21 protein-coding genes, 2 tRNA genes and 1 pseudogene are annotated in these 15,653 nt (G+C 59.8%); 14 read left to right on the plus strand and 10 right to left on the minus strand.

Features of this window, described 5'->3' with window-relative positions; translation table 11 throughout:
• Window positions 1-121: 121 nt before the first annotated feature.
• Window positions 122-364 carry a DUF982 domain-containing protein gene (locus tag RGCCGE502_RS03055; protein ID WP_016552700.1) on the minus strand — a complete coding sequence of 81 codons (243 nt, stop codon included), beginning with the start codon at window positions 362-364 and terminating at the stop codon, window positions 122-124.
• A gap of 298 nt (window positions 365-662) precedes the next feature.
• Between RGCCGE502_RS03055 and RGCCGE502_RS03060 the strand changes: the two genes are divergently transcribed.
• The gene (locus RGCCGE502_RS03060) at window positions 663-911 is read left to right on the plus strand and encodes a hypothetical protein (RefSeq protein ID WP_016552701.1); all 249 of its coding nucleotides are present in this window, start codon (window positions 663-665) and stop codon (window positions 909-911) included.
• Between the two features lie 69 nt (window positions 912-980).
• On the opposite strand, the pseudogene RGCCGE502_RS37835 reads toward RGCCGE502_RS03060, so the two are convergent.
• From RGCCGE502_RS37835 to RGCCGE502_RS03075, 3 genes and pseudogenes are all read right to left on the minus strand, one after another.
• Window positions 981-1,268 (minus strand): annotated as a pseudogene (locus RGCCGE502_RS37835) (hypothetical protein); the annotation flags it as partial.
• Between the two features lie 299 nt (window positions 1,269-1,567).
• Window positions 1,568-2,425 carry a capsular polysaccharide synthesis protein gene (locus RGCCGE502_RS03070; RefSeq protein WP_016552703.1) on the minus strand — a complete coding sequence of 286 codons (858 nt, stop codon included), beginning with the start codon at window positions 2,423-2,425 and terminating at the stop codon, window positions 1,568-1,570.
• A gap of 72 nt (window positions 2,426-2,497) precedes the next feature.
• Window positions 2,498-2,572: transfer RNA gene (locus tag RGCCGE502_RS03075), tRNA-Thr, on the minus strand.
• A gap of 152 nt (window positions 2,573-2,724) precedes the next feature.
• On the opposite strand from RGCCGE502_RS03075, the gene RGCCGE502_RS03080 reads away from it, so the two are divergent.
• From RGCCGE502_RS03080 to RGCCGE502_RS03125, 10 genes are all read left to right on the plus strand, one after another.
• The gene (locus tag RGCCGE502_RS03080; RefSeq protein ID WP_016552704.1) at window positions 2,725-2,919 is read left to right on the plus strand and encodes a hypothetical protein; all 195 of its coding nucleotides are present in this window, start codon (window positions 2,725-2,727) and stop codon (window positions 2,917-2,919) included.
• Window positions 2,920-3,022: 103 nt separating this feature from the next.
• Window positions 3,023-4,315: a UDP-N-acetylglucosamine 1-carboxyvinyltransferase gene (murA, locus tag RGCCGE502_RS03085; protein ID WP_016552705.1), complete on the plus strand. Its 1,293-nt coding sequence runs from the start codon at window positions 3,023-3,025 to the stop codon at window positions 4,313-4,315.
• Between the two features lie 117 nt (window positions 4,316-4,432).
• Entirely contained in the window at window positions 4,433-4,870 is a 438-nt protein-coding gene (locus RGCCGE502_RS03090) for a DUF2948 family protein (protein WP_016552706.1), read from the plus strand.
• Window positions 4,871-4,905: 35 nt separating this feature from the next.
• On the plus strand, window positions 4,906-6,204 hold the full coding sequence (gene hisD, locus RGCCGE502_RS03095; protein WP_016552707.1) for a histidinol dehydrogenase: 1,299 nt from the start codon (window positions 4,906-4,908) through the stop codon (window positions 6,202-6,204).
• Between the two features lie 3 nt (window positions 6,205-6,207).
• Entirely contained in the window at window positions 6,208-6,681 is a 474-nt protein-coding gene (locus RGCCGE502_RS03100; protein WP_016552708.1) for a UPF0262 family protein, read from the plus strand.
• A gap of 5 nt (window positions 6,682-6,686) precedes the next feature.
• Complete coding sequence (locus RGCCGE502_RS03105) at window positions 6,687-7,163, plus strand: arsenate-mycothiol transferase ArsC (protein ID WP_016552709.1); 477 nt, start codon at window positions 6,687-6,689, stop codon at window positions 7,161-7,163.
• Window positions 7,164-7,281: 118 nt separating this feature from the next.
• Complete coding sequence (gene infA, locus RGCCGE502_RS03110; protein WP_003545338.1) at window positions 7,282-7,500, plus strand: translation initiation factor IF-1; 219 nt, start codon at window positions 7,282-7,284, stop codon at window positions 7,498-7,500.
• Between the two features lie 46 nt (window positions 7,501-7,546).
• Window positions 7,547-8,167 (plus strand): Maf-like protein, encoded by a 621-nt coding sequence (locus tag RGCCGE502_RS03115; protein ID WP_016552710.1) that lies wholly within the window; start codon window positions 7,547-7,549, stop codon window positions 8,165-8,167.
• Window positions 8,168-8,184: 17 nt separating this feature from the next.
• The gene (gene yacG, locus RGCCGE502_RS03120) at window positions 8,185-8,391 is read left to right on the plus strand and encodes a DNA gyrase inhibitor YacG (RefSeq protein ID WP_040673928.1); all 207 of its coding nucleotides are present in this window, start codon (window positions 8,185-8,187) and stop codon (window positions 8,389-8,391) included.
• 183 nt (window positions 8,392-8,574) lie between these two features.
• Window positions 8,575-8,650: transfer RNA gene (locus RGCCGE502_RS03125), tRNA-Phe, on the plus strand.
• A 113-nt stretch (window positions 8,651-8,763) separates the two neighbouring features.
• On the opposite strand, the gene RGCCGE502_RS03130 is transcribed toward RGCCGE502_RS03125, so the two are convergent.
• The 3 genes from RGCCGE502_RS03130 to RGCCGE502_RS03140 all read right to left on the minus strand — a co-directional run bounded on the left by RGCCGE502_RS03130 (window position 8,764) and on the right by RGCCGE502_RS03140 (window position 10,369).
• Window positions 8,764-9,609 carry a methyltransferase domain-containing protein gene (locus RGCCGE502_RS03130; RefSeq protein ID WP_016552712.1) on the minus strand — a complete coding sequence of 282 codons (846 nt, stop codon included), beginning with the start codon at window positions 9,607-9,609 and terminating at the stop codon, window positions 8,764-8,766.
• A gap of 145 nt (window positions 9,610-9,754) precedes the next feature.
• Window positions 9,755-9,955 (minus strand): hypothetical protein, encoded by a 201-nt coding sequence (locus RGCCGE502_RS03135; RefSeq protein WP_016552713.1) that lies wholly within the window; start codon window positions 9,953-9,955, stop codon window positions 9,755-9,757.
• Window positions 9,956-10,135: 180 nt separating this feature from the next.
• Window positions 10,136-10,369: a hypothetical protein gene (locus RGCCGE502_RS03140; protein WP_016552714.1), complete on the minus strand. Its 234-nt coding sequence runs from the start codon at window positions 10,367-10,369 to the stop codon at window positions 10,136-10,138.
• A 245-nt stretch (window positions 10,370-10,614) separates the two neighbouring features.
• Here RGCCGE502_RS03140 and RGCCGE502_RS03145 point away from each other — a divergent pair, with 245 nt between their 5' ends.
• A complete protein-coding gene (locus tag RGCCGE502_RS03145; protein ID WP_016552715.1) occupies window positions 10,615-11,019 on the plus strand; it encodes a heme-copper oxidase family protein in 405 nt (134 codons plus the stop codon).
• Window positions 11,020-11,130: 111 nt separating this feature from the next.
• On the opposite strand, the gene RGCCGE502_RS03150 is transcribed toward RGCCGE502_RS03145, so the two are convergent.
• Entirely contained in the window at window positions 11,131-11,337 is a 207-nt protein-coding gene (locus RGCCGE502_RS03150) for a hypothetical protein (protein WP_016552716.1), read from the minus strand.
• A 235-nt stretch (window positions 11,338-11,572) separates the two neighbouring features.
• Here RGCCGE502_RS03150 and RGCCGE502_RS03155 point away from each other — a divergent pair, with 235 nt between their 5' ends.
• Window positions 11,573-11,998: an OsmC family protein gene (locus tag RGCCGE502_RS03155; protein ID WP_016552717.1), complete on the plus strand. Its 426-nt coding sequence runs from the start codon at window positions 11,573-11,575 to the stop codon at window positions 11,996-11,998.
• Between the two features lie 148 nt (window positions 11,999-12,146).
• The gene (locus RGCCGE502_RS03160; RefSeq protein WP_016552718.1) at window positions 12,147-13,043 is read left to right on the plus strand and encodes a DMT family transporter; all 897 of its coding nucleotides are present in this window, start codon (window positions 12,147-12,149) and stop codon (window positions 13,041-13,043) included.
• A 6-nt stretch (window positions 13,044-13,049) separates the two neighbouring features.
• Here the strand turns inward: RGCCGE502_RS03160 and RGCCGE502_RS03165 are convergent, their stop codons facing one another.
• Window positions 13,050-14,069 carry a polysaccharide pyruvyl transferase family protein gene (locus RGCCGE502_RS03165; RefSeq protein WP_016552719.1) on the minus strand — a complete coding sequence of 340 codons (1,020 nt, stop codon included), beginning with the start codon at window positions 14,067-14,069 and terminating at the stop codon, window positions 13,050-13,052.
• A gap of 42 nt (window positions 14,070-14,111) precedes the next feature.
• The gene (locus RGCCGE502_RS03170) at window positions 14,112-15,602 is read right to left on the minus strand and encodes a lipopolysaccharide biosynthesis protein (RefSeq protein ID WP_016552720.1); all 1,491 of its coding nucleotides are present in this window, start codon (window positions 15,600-15,602) and stop codon (window positions 14,112-14,114) included.
• Window positions 15,603-15,653: the final 51 nt, after the last annotated feature.

Here is a 15,653-nt window from a genome sequence, read left to right on the forward strand (position 1 = left end):
GGCAATGAACTTCACCACGATCCCAACAGCTGGCGTCGCCGAGGGTTAAATAAAAATAAACTATTGCCCTGTTCCGGCACAGGCTATCGACAATGGGCCGGCGATCGCCGGCTGCTGTTGCTCAATTGACCTTGAGCTTGGCTTCTTCTGCCGCCGCTACAAACTCCGCGCGCGCCTCTTCGACCGTCTTGCGACCATCGAGGGCTGCCCTGCATGTGCTTCTTGCCTTCAGGTAGCGTAGTCCGCGGGCGTTCGGCCACAGGTCCGCCAAGCACTTCAGCGCGTCCAAGGGCCCGAGGATCGTGCGCGCGCCGGTGTTTTCGAACCCCACGTTGATAGGGTCATTCCATTTCTCTACGGCCATCCGCGTCTTTCCTCCATGCTTAGGCCAAAACGTGCGAATCGGCCTCCGCGTTCCTCCAGAAGGCCTCATGCAGAAGGTATTTTAGCGATATTTTCGACGCCCGCAAACGGGAAAACCACTATCCGCGTCTCTCCTAATTCTCCGGTCACCTTTCCGATCTTTTTGCGTCGCGAAGCGTTACTTTCTCATTGGCGATAGAAGATCTGTTGCTTGCACTTTTAACTGGCTGAATCCGGCACTTTGTGCAACCATCAAAAGCTCAACGTCAGTCGCCCCTTGTCAGCGTTGGAGATCGGTAATGCAGGACCTCAAAAACGTGCTGAATGCGGAATGCCAGAAGTATGTTTCCATGGTGGTATCCATGCGGCGTGGCAAGCAGCGATGGCTCGAAGTCGACGAGGCAACGGGCAGCAACGTGGACGTCACCGACGCCAAGCTTGCGACGTTCGAGGAGACGGTCCGAACCCTTAGGCAGATGATCCAGGACCTCGATGCGTCCGATTATCTGTCATCCCGCCCTACGAAGGATTGGCATTTCGACGCCTGATCTTGTCGTCAAATCAATTTGGATGTTAAGCCAACGACTTTGCGGTGCCTTCAGCAACTCCGAATGGAAGTTATAGAAGGAAGCCGGATCGTAGACGCAGGCGCAGTCGAGAAGGCATTGCTTTCCGCTGGCATCTCGCAGGCCGGTCGTGTCGCGCTTTTCGCCCAAATCGCAACGGGCTGGCGGATAACGGAAGCTGCGACCGCCGAAGCCGACGCGCACGAATACGTCCTTCTGCTGACGAATGATCTGGGCAAGTTCATTGCAGCTATGGTCGCGCGCGTTGATCTGCGACGCCGCACCAGCGAAGGATGAGGGTGACAACAAAACGATGGTGGCTAGGACGACATTTCTCATGAGGCGCCCTCCCGACGTTAGTAAGGCAGCGCCGCGGACTTAAGAATCGGGCCCACGCGGGTGCCATGTCAATGCTTGGAATAATAGTTGATGATGGCCGCGGCGTTTAGGCCGGAGGCGTCGGTTGCTGGATAAATATCGCCTTGTAGACGGCTACCGTGCCTCCGATCGCGACGATGATCGCAAGTGCCATGGCCACGACAATAATCATTTTCCCTGCCCATCCGGTATTCGGGGGCTGATCGCCGTTGCTCACGAGTATTGACCTTTAGCAGATGCGCTTTTCTGGTTGATCTGTGCTATCGGTCTTGTAACGCGTTTTCAGCGATTTTCCGAACGTCAATATCCGCGTGGCTCTCGAGGGCATTCAGGAACTCGCGATTGATCAACTTCGTGTCGGAGCTGATCTTCAACCATGGAATCGCGGCTGTATCGATATCATCTGGGACCGGCTCTAACAAATCCGGTTGGGTCAGAATGCGCTTTTGCAGAATGGGACCCTTCGACTTGAGTTTCGGGGTGGCTTCCCAGATGGCGAACGCTCTTCGATCTGTCCTTATGATGTACTCAAAAAGGTACATGACCCAAAAGTAATGGAGGAGCTTTCCGGGCTTCGAGTAGTATTTGACCATCAAGTCAAACCATTTGCACACAAGGTAGTTTTGTGGCGTGGCGGCTAAGAACGAAATCCCCATTGTTCGGCCGGGATAACTGTCCGGAAAAGCGAAGAATCCACTCTCCATCAAAGGCGGAAGCCATTCATCCAGAGGTTTGACGCAGTAGGTCGTCGCATCCACCCATACCCCGCCACGGTCTCTGAGTAGGGCCACTCGGATGAGATCCGCTCTCCACTGAATTTTACGATCGTTCCTATGCGGCGGTACACTGACGAAATCGGCTACGGTTGCCTCACTCAGCACGTTCACATTCCAGGATGGATTTTTCCTGATCCAGGAGTCCACTGCATGGCGGACGATTGGAGGAGCCTGATCCAGTGGCTTGTCCCAATACATCCAGACAACTCGCGGGAGCTTCTTAGGCATGGTTTCGAAGGCATAGCGAGCGTTCGCCGAGTGAAACTTCTTCTTTCCAACCAGGCTGCGCCGGACCGAGTGGGCGATTTTCTTCCAGATCAGAAAGGCATCAAATAGAAGCATGGGTAACCCCGGTTGTCCGCGAATATGCGCGTTGCCGGTCGCGGCAAGCTCTCGATTATTAGATGGGAAAACTGGTGCTGCCGAGTGGGATTGAACCACCGACCTCACCCTTACCAAGGGTGTGCTCTACCACTGAGCTACGGCAGCAAGGACCAGACGCGCAACCGAAGCGGCTGCATTGCGTGAACGGGGGGGCTATTGCCACAGCTTCATGATAAGCGCAAGCCGCAATTTCCATCTTTGTGTAGATTGAGGTCGGGCCACTTTTGGATTGGCGCAAATTCGGGTAAGGCTGCGGCATGACCGAGAACACCGAAAAAGGCCAGAAGAGCCGGAAGGCGGCGATCGAACGCCAGGCGGAGCTGCGCCGCGAGCGTGCTGCCGAAAAACTTCGAGAAAATTTGTCCCGCCGCAAACAGCAGACCCGTGCCCGCCGTTCGGGGCAGGCAGATGAGACGGATGGTCTGCCTGCCGCAAAAATGGACGAATCGTAATGTTCCGTTCACGGCGAATTGAAGCCCCCGCTAATTTCGTCTAAACACCCGCATCTTTTTTCAGACAGCCTTTCAGAAAGGCGGGCATCGCCCGTAAGCGCACATGGATCGTATTAGAATTGTCGGCGGTAATGAGCTTAACGGCATCATTCCGATTTCCGGCGCCAAGAATGCCGCCCTGCCGCTGATGATCGCCTCGCTGCTCACCAGCGATACACTGACGCTCGAAAACGTGCCGCATCTGGCCGATGTCGAGCTTCTGATGCGCATCCTCGGCAATCACGGCGTCGACGTCGCCGTCAACGGCCGCCGCGAGCGCCAGGAAGACGCCTACTCGCGCACCATTCACTTCACCTGCCGCACCATCGTCGACACCACCGCTCCCTATGAGCTGGTGTCCAAGATGCGCGCCTCTTTCTGGGTCATCGGCCCGCTGCTGGCGCGCGAAGGCCAGTGCCGCGTCTCGCTGCCGGGCGGATGCGCAATCGGCACGCGTCCCGTCGACCTGTTCCTTGATGGCCTGACGGCGCTCGGTGCGAACCTCGAGATCGACGGCGGCTATATCAATGCGACGGCCCCGCAAGGCGGCCTGATTGGCGCCCGCTACACCTTCCCGAAGGTATCGGTCGGTGCGACCCACGTGATGATGATGGCTGCAACGCTTGCCCGCGGCACGACCGTGATCGGCAACGCCGCCCGAGAGCCCGAAGTCGTCGACCTCGCCAATTGCCTGATCGCCATGGGTGCAAAGATTTCGGGTGCCGGTACGAGCACGATCACCATCGAAGGTGTCACCTCGCTCTCCGGCGCGCGCCACCGCGTGCTGCCAGATCGCATCGAGACCGGCACCTACGCCATGGCTGTCGCCATGGCCGGGGGTGACGTGGTTCTCGAAAACACCGATGTCGCTCTGCTCGACACGGCGCTTGAAACGCTTCGCCGCGCCGGCGCGGAAATTTCGCCGACCAACAACGGCATGCGCATCCGCCGTAATGGCGCCGGCATCAAACCGGTCGATATCGTCACCGATCCGTTCCCAGGCTTCCCGACTGACCTGCAGGCGCAGTTCATGGCGCTGATGACGCGCTCGACCGGCATCTCGCATGTTACCGAGACGATCTTCGAAAACCGCTTCATGCACGTGCAGGAACTGGCGCGCCTCGGCGCCAAGATCTCGCTGTCGGGCCAGACCGCGAAGATCGAAGGTGTTCCGCGGCTGAAGGGTGCGCCTGTCATGGCAACCGACCTGCGCGCCTCCGTTTCGCTCGTCATTGCCGGCCTTGCCGCCGAAGGTGAGACGATGGTATCCCGCGTTTATCACCTCGATCGCGGCTTCGAACGGCTGGAAGAAAAGCTCACCCGCTGCGGCGCCATCGTCGAGCGCGTCAGCGAGTAACCAAAAGGGCGCTAAATTCGCCCTTAAGCCCGGTTGCGCATCGCGCTGCCTCGCCTTATGTCCGTTGTCTGACGCATCGCCATTCCGGCGATGCATTGGCGATGGGGTAGTGCCTGCATGACCGATCTGAGGCTGGTTGCGCTCGATAGCGAAGATCTTGCCGTTGTCTCCACGCATTTGCAGGATAGCGTCTTCAAGGTCGCCGATATCGCCTGGTCGCCGCGCGAGGGGCAGTTTTCGGTCGCGGTCAATCGCTTCGCGTGGGAGGACGCCGGCAAGAAGCGCAAGGGTTTCGAGCGCCGCCGCGCCGCTGTTGTCTTCAAACGGGTGCTTGCGGTGCGCTCCACCGGCATCGATCGCCAGAACCGCGACGACGTCTTGTCGTTGCTGGCCGTCCGCTTCGAGCAGAAGGGCGAGGGGCCCGACGGCACGGTTGAACTGGCGCTCTCCGGCACGGCGACCATTGCGCTGGATGTCGAATGCATCGAGGTTCAGCTTGCGGATATCGGCGGGGCGTGGGAAACCGCATCGAAGCCCCGTCATCCCGGCGCCTGAGATCTGGTTAGTCTATTATCAAGAGGAATATCGCATTGGCAATCTGGCTGGATCAGGCATCGGAAGGCTTCGAGCAACGGTTTGCCGCCTTCCTGACGACCAAGCGTGAAGTCTCCGAGGATGTGAATACGGCAGTTCGTGCCATCATCGATGATGTCAGGGCGCGCGGTGACGTGGCGCTTGCCGAATATTCGAAGAAGTTCGATGGCATCGATTTTGCCGTGACGCCGATGCGCGTGAGCGAAGCCGAGATCGACGCCGCCATTGAAGCGGTTCCGTCAGAAGTTCTCGGCGCGTTGAAGGTTGCGCAGGTGCGGATTGAATCGCACCACCGTCGCCAGCTGCCGAAGGACGATATCTACGAAGACGACATGGGCGTCGGACTCGGCTCCCGCTGGACGGCGATCGAGGCGGTCGGCCTTTATGTGCCGGGCGGCACCGCGAGCTATCCGAGTTCGGTGCTGATGAATGCGGTGCCGGCGAAGGTCGCAGGTGTTGATCGCATCGTCATTGCCGTTCCCGCAACAGGTGGCGCCGTCAATCCTGCAGTGCTTGCCGCGGCCAAGCTTGCAGGTGTTAGCGAAATTTACCGCGTCGGCGGCGCCCAGGCGATTGCCGCGCTGGCTTACGGGACGGCGAGCATCGCGCCCGTCGCCAAGATTACCGGTCCCGGCAATGCCTATGTGGCCGCCGCCAAGCGCCAGGTTTTCGGCACTGTCGGCATCGATATGATTGCGGGGCCTTCGGAAGTGCTCGTCATCGCTGACAAGGACAACAATCCCGACTGGATCGCCGCCGACCTGCTGGCGCAGGCCGAGCACGATGCGAGCGCGCAGGCGATCCTGGCAACGGATGACGCCGAGTTTGCGAAGTCGGTGGAGGCTGCGGTCGAGCGGCAGCTGAAAACGCTGAATCGTGCCGAAACCGCTGCCACCAGCTGGCGGGACTTTGGGGCGATCATTCTCGTGAAGTCTCTGCGGGACGCCATTCCGTTGGCAAACCGCATCGCGCCTGAACACCTGGAACTTGCCGTTGCCGATCCGGACGCGCTGTTGCCTCGTATCCGCAATGCCGGTGCGATCTTCATCGGCGCCCATACGCCCGAAGTGATCGGCGATTATGTCGGCGGCTCGAACCACGTCCTGCCGACGGCCCGCTCGGCGCGGTTCTCATCCGGTCTTTCCGTGCTTGATTTCGTCAAGCGCACCTCGATCCTGCGGCTTGGTCCCGAGCAGCTGCGCACGCTGGGCCCGGCCGCCATCGCGCTCGCCGTGTCCGAAGGACTGGACGGGCATGCGCGGTCGGTTGCGATCCGCCTCAATCTGGAAAGGTGAGAGATGGTTGCGGGCGACTTCCGGCTTTGCGACGTCGTCCTTGACGACACCATCGGCCGAGCGACGCCCGACGTCGAGCACGAGCGTGCCGTCGCCATTTTCGATCTTGTCGAGGAAAACAGCTTCACGCCCGTTGGCCATTCCGGCGGCCCGTATCGCCTGAACATCTCGCTGGTTGATTCCAAGCTGGTGTTCGCGATCACGACGGAGGATGGCGGTGCCGTCGCCACCCACATCCTGTCGCTGACGCCGTTTCGCCGCATCGTGAAAGATTACTTCCTGATCTGCGAAAGTTACTACGAGGCAATCCGGTCAGCTTCGCCGAGCCGCATCGAGGCGATCGACATGGGGCGGCGCGGCATTCACAATGAGGGCTCGCAGACGCTGAGGGATCGTCTGAACGGCAAGATCGAGATCGATTTCGATACCGCACGCCGGCTGTTCACGCTGGTCTGCGTGCTCTACTGGCGTGGCTGACGCCAATGGAAGCGCCGGGCGGGGCAGGCGAAGAGAAGAGGCCGAGTGCCATCCTGTTCATGTGCGGGATGAACTGCATCCGCTCCCCGATGGCCGAAGTGATTGCCCGCAGCATGCTGCCGGCCAATGTCTACATCAGGTCGGCGGGCGTCCGTGCCGGAGAGCGCGATCCTTTCGTCGACGTTGCGTTGGACGAGATCGGCCTTTCGCTCGGCCGGCATCATCCACACACGCTGGAAGAACTGGAGGATGACTATTTCGACCTCATCATCACACTCTCGCCCCAGGCGCACCATGCTGCCCTGGAACTGACCCGGTCGAACGCCATCGAAGTGATGTATTGGCCGACCATGGATCCGACCGTCGTTCAAGGCACGCGGGAGCAGATTCTGGACAGTTATCGCGAAGTCCGCGACCACCTGACGGAACTGATTGAGAGCCGGCTGGTGAGACGAAACTCCACCGCCGCGCAATCGGCATGAAACAAATGACAGAAACACGATCAATTAGGTTCACAAACCCCCATTGATTGTGTAGTTTCCGCGCAAAATTTTGGGCGGCTGTGGCTGCCATCTCAACCGACAGGAAGAAAACCAATATATGCCTAAAGAAGAAGTCCTCGAATTTCCGGGTATTGTAACCGAGCTTCTGCCGAACGCGACGTTCCGCGTGAAGCTCGAAAACGAACACGAGATCATCGCCCACACGGCCGGCCGCATGCGCAAGAACCGCATTCGCGTTCTGGCGGGCGACAAGGTTCTCGTCGAGATGACTCCCTACGACCTGACCAAGGGCCGCATCACCTACCGCTTCAAGTAAGCCGATCTCGAAGGCTTTTCTCCCGTCTTCTGGTGGTCGAGGTTCCATGGCGCTGAAATACAAGCTCATTCTGGCTTCCGGCTCGCCCCGCCGCGTCGATCTGCTCAATCAGGCAGGCATCGAGCCCTCGCGCCTGATGCCAATGGATATCGACGAGACGCCGAAGAAGTCGGAGCATCCGCGCTCGCTCGCGCGGCGCCTGTCGACGGAAAAGGCCGAGGCAGCACTTGCTGCCATCAAGGGCGACATGACATGGAAGGGCAGCTATATCCTCTCCGCCGATACCGTCGTTGCCGTTGGTCGCCGCATCTTGGGGAAGGCTGAGTTCGCGGATGAGGCATCGGCCTCGCTCTATCTCCTGTCCGGCCGCAGCCACTGGGTTTACACCGGCGTCTGCCTGGTCACTCCCGATCGCAAGGTCAGGCAGAAGATCGTTGAGACCAAGGTGCGCTTCAAGCGCCTTTCCGGTTTCGAGATCGAGAACTACCTTGCCTCCGGGCAATGGCGCGGCAAGGCCGGGGCCTACGGCATCCAGGGGCTGGCCGGCACATTCGTGCAGAAGATGGTCGGTTCCTACACCAATGTCGTTGGTCTGCCACTTTATGAAACCATCCTTCTGCTGACCGGCGAAGGCTTTGACGTGCACAGCCGGTGGCCCGAGGGCTGATCCTCGAAGGGACGCTGATGTCTGACAAAAACAAAACCGCCAATGTCGAACCGCTGCGCAAGACACGGCCTTGCCCGGAATGCGGCAAGCCGTCGAGCCGCGAACACTATCCGTTTTGCTCGAACCGCTGCCGCGAGCTCGATCTTTCGCGCTGGCTCTCCGGCTCCTACGCCATACCCGTTGCCGACGACGAAGCAAAAGCAGAGCACGAGGACAACGAGTAGGCTCGTTTTCCATGGGCGAAGCCATTAAATTCGTTGATGAATCCGGAAAAATCCAAGGCGTCTCAAAAAACTGTCATTTTGACGCTTGCCATGTCCGGACAAGATGCTATAACCCCGCTCGCTTCCGGGGCGAACCAAGGTCCCCGGTTCTTTCCTAGGAAAGAATCTTCATGAAGCGGGTTAGCCCAGATAGCTCAGTTGGTAGAGCAGCGGATTGAAAATCCGCGTGTCGCTGGTTCGATTCCGGCTCTGGGCACCACTCCAAAACTTGCTTCCAAATGTTTCCGAACGAACCGCTCCAAATTAGATCCCGTTCTTCCGAGCGGGCTGATTGACCCTTCGGGTGTCGAACAACCTACTTTGATGTTCGGCTCAGCGCTTCGGCACGATACCCAGGCTGAGGACCCACATTTCACGGTAGCAGAAGTCGGGGTCGGAAATCAGGCGGTCCGGCTCTTCGCCAATCGCCTTCCATTGGTCATGATCAGTTTCCGACAAGTCACAGGTTCGAGCGAGCCTGGATAAGAATTCAAGGTTGTTGCGGATATACTCATGCTCCACGGGCTTTAGCGGCTGATGTCGCTCTGCGAGTGTCGTGATGGCGGAGACGCGCTCAAGGCCCGCCGCTCGAAACCAGGCTGGCAAGCGCGTTCCCCGCATGGCGCCGGAGATCTGCGTATCGTCGGATAGCGCGTCGATCAGACGCCACATCAGTTTGGGATCTTGCGGCTGATATTGCCAAACCGAGATGTCGACCTCTTTCACGGCCACGAGCCCGCCTGGCCTTACGACGCGGCGAAACTCCTCGATTGCGCGGGCGAGCTGTTTGTCACTCAGATACTGGGTGGCGTTCGCGCTCCAAACCGCATCAAACGTTCCCGTCTCCTGTGGCAGCGCGGTCATGTCTCCGGTTCGCGTGCTTATCGGACAGGGAAATTGTTGATCGGCAATCAGGCTTTCGATTGCCTCGATATTTTCGGGTGCCAGATCCAGAGCCTCGATGCGTCCCTGGCTGCCCAGCAATTCCGCCATCAAAGGCAGGAAGACTCCATTCCCGGCGCCAGCGTCAAGCACAGACCAACCGGGTTGGATGCCGGTGGCGCGAAGAGTAGCATCGTACTCGTCCTTTAGCGCCAGGTAGTGAACCTCAAGATGCCTGCCGCCGCTAAGCTTGTGCCCAGCTGAGGTAATCTGTTCGGAGTTTGAGGCGTTGTTCATCTTGTCCCCCGGTCTGGATCCGAATGACAGCTCTCAACGCCATATTGTTATGGATATCTCGTCCGCAGACAATCCCCACCCAGAGCGAGTCACGGCACCCTGATCTCTCTGCTGCGATCGCCCGCCAGCATCGGGCCCGATAGGGCTATTCGCGGTTGAGCCGCTGGACGAGCTCCTCGAACAGCGCTTCGCCTCGCTTTGTCTGGACAAGATCGATTGCGACTGTAAGGGCGCGATGCCCTTCACTGCTGTCAACGTCGATCCGTTGGGCGGAACACCATTGCCGAACAGCATCGGTAACGCGCGCAACATCATGGTCTGTAAGCGATATGAGAGATTGGAGCATTTTTGTGCCCTTCGCTAAAGCGGCAAGAGCACGTAAAAACTCCCAAGCAGTCCCCGCCGATTAATCTTATGGGGCCGATTTCATTAGTGTACTCTCATTCCACGGGAATGATACAGGCTCTTCGAACAATTTTTACGAACGCTATTGCGGCCGCCGGTGGTCCGCTGAGGTCGAGCGGAATTACGCCATCCGTCGCAGCACCTCGAGCAGTGTCTGCGCGTCATCATTGGCGCCGATCCGCCTAAGGCCGTCGTCCGCGAGCGTGATGATGGCTTCGAGCGCTTCATGCTCGCCCCAGCCCGCCTCGACCGATGCTGCGACAAGATCGCGGAAGGCAAACTGCAGGGCGTCCTGGCAGCGGACGTCCCGATCGGGGTCGTCTGTGGTGACGAAGGGTTTGTAGATGTCTCTCATCTCGCTCTCCGCGAATGTGCCGACGAGACAGAATAGCGGGAATGAGTTTAAGAAAATGCTTAAGAAATAGCTACTGGGCGGGGCTGTGGCACTTCCGCGCGGCGATGCCGGAGCGTCGCCTTCGGGACATGGCTCACGCGATGGCAACATGATGGTTTTCCGAAGGTTAAAACCCCGTTCATCTGCCGTTCTCAATCCGCTTTTGCAATGATAATACTAACGGCGCAAACGGAGGGGGATACTCTATGCCACGCATCTCGCAGCTATACTTCAAGACCGCAATTCTATTTCTGATTATCGGCATTCTCATGGGTCTCAACATGGCGATCTCCCAAGATCACACCGTCATCGGCGCCCATGCGCACTGTAATCTGTTGGGCTGGGTGACCATGGCGATCTTTGGCGGTTACCATGCGCTCAATCCGCAGAAGGCGGAGACGCGCCTGGCCATGATCCAGTACTACGTCTACACGGCCGGCATCGTCCTGATGGTGCCGTCGCTCTATCTCATGCTGCAGGGCAATGCGGCGATGGAGCCGATCGTCGCGCTTGCATCTGTTGTCACCTTTGTGGGCGTCTTGCTCTTCGCGTTCATCATCTTCTCGAGCGGAAAAGTGGTCGTCACACCGTCGGCACCTTCGTATCGCTGATATCGCCCAACGCGGTGTTCGGCGGGGCGTGATCGCCTTGCCGAACGTGTTGGTGCAGATATCCGCTGGTGATCTCAGGCTCTGCCGGTCTGGCGCCGTCGGACCGGAACTTCAGTGGATGATCTGTATGCGGATCTGTTCCTTGGCCGCGTAGTCATGGCAATCGCTGGCGGCGTCGCCGACAAAGATCACGTCGCCGTCGGAATCGAAAAGACCCCAGCAGGGGTCTTCGTCGACATAGACTTTTCTGACGTAGCCGAAGGGCTCGGCATCGATGATAACGCTGGGTGCAACAGGAACAGCCGCAAGTGCTCGCATGGATAACTCCAATGAGTCGTTTCTGTTTTAGTGCATTTGCATATTGCGCCTTGAAGCTGGCTTGGAGCTATCCTCAGAAATCGGGAAGGGAAACTGAGGTTGACGAGCGGGCCGCTTGTCGCCGGCCGAATCACTTTTGGTTGCATGTTCCCGCCGCGAGCAGATCAAATGCGCGTTGCCGCGGCGGTTCAAAATCCCTATCTAGAGCAGGCTATCATCACCAAAGGATTTTCCCATGGCCGACCTCAAGGCTCGCCCCCGTCCCGTTGGAGCAACCGCCGTTCTCGGCCGTACCGGCTTTCCGCATGTCACGTCGGCCACCAAGGGCGAGCTGGATATCGTCACCGGCGCTTCGCAGCCTGGTTTCAATCCGCTGGACCTTCTATATGCGTCCTTGTCGGCCTGCCTGGTCCTCAGCGCCCGCATCGCCGCCAGCCAGATGGGCATTCTCGACCGCATCACCGAGATCACTGCGGACGTGACGGGCGAGAAGGCAAGCGAGGGTCCGTCGCGGGTTCAGGCATTCAACATTGCCTTCTCGATCAAGGGTGACCTCGACGAAGAGACGCGCTTGAAGATCGCGCATGCTGCCGAAGAGATCTGTACGGTCAGCAACACCATCCGCGGCACGCCCGAATTCTCGACCGTCGTTTCCGGTTGATGGACGCAGTGCTGCAAATGCGCATCGGCGGGCAATAAGATTACGCTTTTGCCTACCCTTGTCGCTCCTCGGCTATCCACTCGGTACAGCTTCTGATAGGCCCGTTCCGTCGTCTGCCTTCCAGGCAGCTCAGAAAGCATCGAGAATCATGTCGCAGGCCGCTTCCACAATCGCAGAAACCCCTAGCTCCAACCGGTTCGCTCTTGCCGCCCTGATCCTCGGCGGCGCGGCGATCGGCGGCTCGCCGATCTTCGTTCGGCTGTCGGAAGTAGGGCCGATGGCAACCGCCTTCTGGCGCGTGGCGCTTGCCCTGATCCCGCTCTTCATCTTTTCGCTTGCCAAGGGCAAGGACGCCGGCCCGAAGCCTGAAAAACTCTCGGATTATGCCCTGCTGATCCTGCCGGGCGTGGTTCTCGCGATGGATCTGGCTGCCTGGCATCTCTCCATCACCATGACGTCTGTGGCCAACGCGACGCTGCTTGCCAATCTTGCCCCCGTCTTCGTCACGGTGATCGGGCTTCTCTTTTTCGGCGCGTCCGTCACCCGTGTTTTCGTTCTCGGGCTGGTGTTGGCGCTTGCAGGCGTGGTCGTCCTGAAGGGAGGCCCTGCGGCACTCGGCAATGGCGACTTGCGTGGCGACGGTGTGGCGGTCATCGCCGCTGTCTTCTATGCCGGTTACATCCTGGCGATCGGCAAGCTTCGCAGCCGTTTCGACACCGTCCGTATCATGCTCTGGAGTACTGCATCCGCCGCTGTCTGCATCTTTCCGCTTGGATTCTTCTACGAAGGCCACATGCTGCCGCCGACGGCCTATGGCTGGCTAATCGTCTTCGGCCTTGCCTTCGTCAGTCACGCGGGCGGGCAGATGGCCATCGCCTATGCGCTCGCCTATCTGCCGGCCGCCTTCTCCTCACTGACGCTGCTGCTGCAGCCTGTCGTGGCGGCAATCCTCGCCTGGGTGGTGCTCAGCGAGCCGATCGGCCCGATGCAGGCGATCGGCGGGGCGGTGGTGCTCGCCGGGATTCTGGTTGCTCGGCGAGGCTAATCTCAATCAGGCGACCGCTGCAGGGGCGACGCGTCGCGCATCGAGGATGGCAAGCGCCTCGTCGACTGTCGAGGCGAGTTCCGCCTTGTCGCTGTTGCAGGTGCCCCAGGCCGCGATGAAGCTGCTGGTCTTGCCATAGCTGTTATCGAGAACGCAGTGATCCGCGCCGAGAAGCACGCACATGATGTGCCCGTGCATACGGTCGGTAATGACCTGGCGCGCCGAGCCCAGTAGAGCCACGCCGCGGTCGAAACGCTGCTGCGCCCGTTCGCGATAGGCAAGCTCGGTCATCCGCGCGCGACCGCCGATACGGCCGGTCAGAAGGCCCTTCAGGATCGCGGCGTGCTTCGTCTGGCGCTGGAAATCGGCAGGCTCATCGGGCCAGTCCGATTTGACGGTACCCGGACGCAAGGTTGCTGCCGTCAAGTCCTGTGCGGTACCGACTTCCTGGTCTTCGCGCAGATTGAGCAGCAGCTCGTGCTGCGGCGTCGGCCGTGCGACCGGACCGATGCAGAAGGCCATGTCGGGGCAAAGGCGCGTTTCGCACTGGAACCAGCGCTGGGCAAATTCCAGGCTTCGCTGGTCGCGGACGAGCAGCGTGAACTGACCGTGACGCTCGATCGCGCGCGCAGTGCTGTCGACGTTCGCCTGTTCCTTGAAATGAATCGTCTGCGGCATCTGCACGATCGGCCGACCCTTGTGCTTGTCGAGCAGGCCTTCGCGGAACTGGCGGTAGCCGGCCCAGATGTCGCCGAAATTGCCGCCGCCATGGAGGAAGATGCGACCGCTGCCGATCGCGCCGAGCATCCGGCCTTCATCGTAGGTCGGGATCTCGGTCACGTAGGTCGGGCGGGTGCGCTTGCGGTCAAAATAGGCCAGTTCGCCGAGCCAGATGGCGCTGTCGCCGATGTTGTAGTGGTTCGGGAAGTCGAGAAGCGCAAAACGCTCGGACGGATCAAAGAGATCGGAAAGGCAATTGGCGATCACACCCTGAAGACGGTTGATGATCGTAATATTGGATTCCATGGAATGCTCCTTGTTTGCGGACACTTGGGTCCATGCAAGCGGCTAGGCTTCGGCCTGTTTGCGGAATGGGTTGAGGGACATGGCAAGCGCGATGTACGGACGGATGACCGAGCGGCCGAAGATCGGCAGGAAGGCGAGATAAATCAGTCCGCCGAGACCGATGCTGAGGCCGAGCGCCAGCCAGCGGTTTTGAATATGCGCGAGGATGACTGGATGTGCGAACCAAACGCAGACCGCCATCAGCGCCGCGCCGCAGAAGGGCAGGGCGACGGCTTTCAGGGTGCTCTTGGCGTCGATATGCGCATATCGTGCAAGCACATATTGCTGATAGGGCATCGTCAGCCAGGCCCGCAATGTGTAGCCCGCGGCAACGGCCACGACGCCGTAGGGGACGAGCAGCCAGGTGAGGATCAGCGTCGTCGCGAGCTGCAGGGCAGCGACGGACAGGATCGATTCCGCCCGGTTGACCGCGGAAAGCGCGGACGAGGCGAAGAAGTTCATGACAAAGGGAACCGCCATCAGTACGAGAACGGTGGCGATATCGCCGGCATTGCCCCACTTGTCGCCGAAGAGCAGGGCGATCATGTCGTTGGACAGAGCGCCGAAGCCGAGCAGCAGCGGGATGGTTCCGAGCGCGGCAGCGCCGACGATCTTGTTGTAGGCATTGCGGAAGGCCGTGTGGTCGTTCTGCAGGCGCGACAGCGTCACGAGCGACACGCTGCCGATCGGCGCCAGCACCGCTTGGCCGATCAGCTCGATCAGCCGCCAGGCAATGCGGTAGCGGCCGACTTCGACCGGGCCGAACCAGCGCGAAATGAAGATGTCCTGCACGCGGGCAAGCAGCATCCACATCAGCTGGGTGACCACGAGGCTGATGCTGAAGAGGAAAACAGACCGGAACATCGGGACGTTGAAGCGAAACTTCGGCATCCAGGGATAGTAGAACCAGCCGAGGAGCACGGTCACGGCAGCGTTGACCGCGGTCTGCGCCACGAGCGCCCAGACGCCCCAGCCGAGGAAGGCGCAGACGACGGCGGTGATGCCGGACAGCAGGCTGGCGGCGATCGCCTGCCCGGCAAGGCTCTTGTGGCCGAACTCGCGGGCAAGGCGGGCATTGTGGATGACTGCCAGCGACGAAATCGGAAGCAGCGGCGCCAGCCAGCGAAGAATGCCTGAGACCGATGGGTCGCGCACCAGATCGCCATAGTAGGGCGCGAAGAAGAACACGAGAGAGGCAACGATGCCGCTGAAGGCGATCGTCGCCCAGAAAGCCGTGTCGGCAAGCTCCTCGTCGAGATCGAGCTGGCGCGTGACGGCATCGCCGAGGCCGGCGTAGGCCAGCACCCGGCCGATTTCCACGAACAGGCTCGCAAGCGCGAAGGTCCCGAAATCGCCTGGCCCGAGAATGCGCGCCAGGATGACGAAGATCACAAAGGTTGCGATCGTGCTCCATGCCACGCGGACGACCGACCAAAGGACGGAGAGCGCGGTTTTCTTCTTAAGCTCGGCGTGCGCAATTGCCGTATCGGCCATGCATTATCCAATCGAATCTGGCTCGCGATCAGTCTCGCGTTGTTTCCGGTG

This window comes from Rhizobium grahamii CCGE 502, assembly GCF_000298315.2.
In the GTDB taxonomy this organism is placed as follows: Bacteria; Pseudomonadota; Alphaproteobacteria; order Rhizobiales; family Rhizobiaceae; genus Rhizobium; species Rhizobium grahamii.

Excerpts from the sequence above, each read along its gene's own strand:
- RGCCGE502_RS03055 (WP_016552700.1), bottom strand. The coding sequence starts at position 364 with ATGGCCGTAGAGAAATGGAATGACCCTATCAACGTGGGGTTCGAAAAC.
- RGCCGE502_RS03060 (WP_016552701.1), top strand. The coding sequence starts at position 663 with ATGCAGGACCTCAAAAACGTGCTGAATGCGGAATGCCAGAAGTATGTT.
- RGCCGE502_RS03070 (WP_016552703.1), bottom strand. The coding sequence starts at position 2,425 with ATGCTTCTATTTGATGCCTTTCTGATCTGGAAGAAAATCGCCCACTCG.
- RGCCGE502_RS03080 (WP_016552704.1), top strand. The coding sequence starts at position 2,725 with ATGACCGAGAACACCGAAAAAGGCCAGAAGAGCCGGAAGGCGGCGATC.
- murA (WP_016552705.1), top strand. The coding sequence starts at position 3,023 with ATGGATCGTATTAGAATTGTCGGCGGTAATGAGCTTAACGGCATCATT.
- RGCCGE502_RS03090 (WP_016552706.1), top strand. The coding sequence starts at position 4,433 with ATGACCGATCTGAGGCTGGTTGCGCTCGATAGCGAAGATCTTGCCGTT.
- RGCCGE502_RS03100 (WP_016552708.1), top strand. The coding sequence starts at position 6,208 with ATGGTTGCGGGCGACTTCCGGCTTTGCGACGTCGTCCTTGACGACACC.
- RGCCGE502_RS03105 (WP_016552709.1), top strand. The coding sequence starts at position 6,687 with ATGGAAGCGCCGGGCGGGGCAGGCGAAGAGAAGAGGCCGAGTGCCATC.
- infA (WP_003545338.1), top strand. The coding sequence starts at position 7,282 with ATGCCTAAAGAAGAAGTCCTCGAATTTCCGGGTATTGTAACCGAGCTT.
- RGCCGE502_RS03115 (WP_016552710.1), top strand. The coding sequence starts at position 7,547 with ATGGCGCTGAAATACAAGCTCATTCTGGCTTCCGGCTCGCCCCGCCGC.
- yacG (WP_040673928.1), top strand. The coding sequence starts at position 8,185 with ATGTCTGACAAAAACAAAACCGCCAATGTCGAACCGCTGCGCAAGACA.
- RGCCGE502_RS03130 (WP_016552712.1), bottom strand. The coding sequence starts at position 9,609 with ATGAACAACGCCTCAAACTCCGAACAGATTACCTCAGCTGGGCACAAG.
- RGCCGE502_RS03135 (WP_016552713.1), bottom strand. The coding sequence starts at position 9,955 with ATGCTCCAATCTCTCATATCGCTTACAGACCATGATGTTGCGCGCGTT.
- RGCCGE502_RS03140 (WP_016552714.1), bottom strand. The coding sequence starts at position 10,369 with ATGAGAGACATCTACAAACCCTTCGTCACCACAGACGACCCCGATCGG.
- RGCCGE502_RS03145 (WP_016552715.1), top strand. The coding sequence starts at position 10,615 with ATGCCACGCATCTCGCAGCTATACTTCAAGACCGCAATTCTATTTCTG.
- RGCCGE502_RS03150 (WP_016552716.1), bottom strand. The coding sequence starts at position 11,337 with ATGCGAGCACTTGCGGCTGTTCCTGTTGCACCCAGCGTTATCATCGAT.
- RGCCGE502_RS03155 (WP_016552717.1), top strand. The coding sequence starts at position 11,573 with ATGGCCGACCTCAAGGCTCGCCCCCGTCCCGTTGGAGCAACCGCCGTT.
- RGCCGE502_RS03160 (WP_016552718.1), top strand. The coding sequence starts at position 12,147 with ATGTCGCAGGCCGCTTCCACAATCGCAGAAACCCCTAGCTCCAACCGG.
- RGCCGE502_RS03165 (WP_016552719.1), bottom strand. The coding sequence starts at position 14,069 with ATGGAATCCAATATTACGATCATCAACCGTCTTCAGGGTGTGATCGCC.
- RGCCGE502_RS03170 (WP_016552720.1), bottom strand. The coding sequence starts at position 15,602 with ATGGCCGATACGGCAATTGCGCACGCCGAGCTTAAGAAGAAAACCGCG.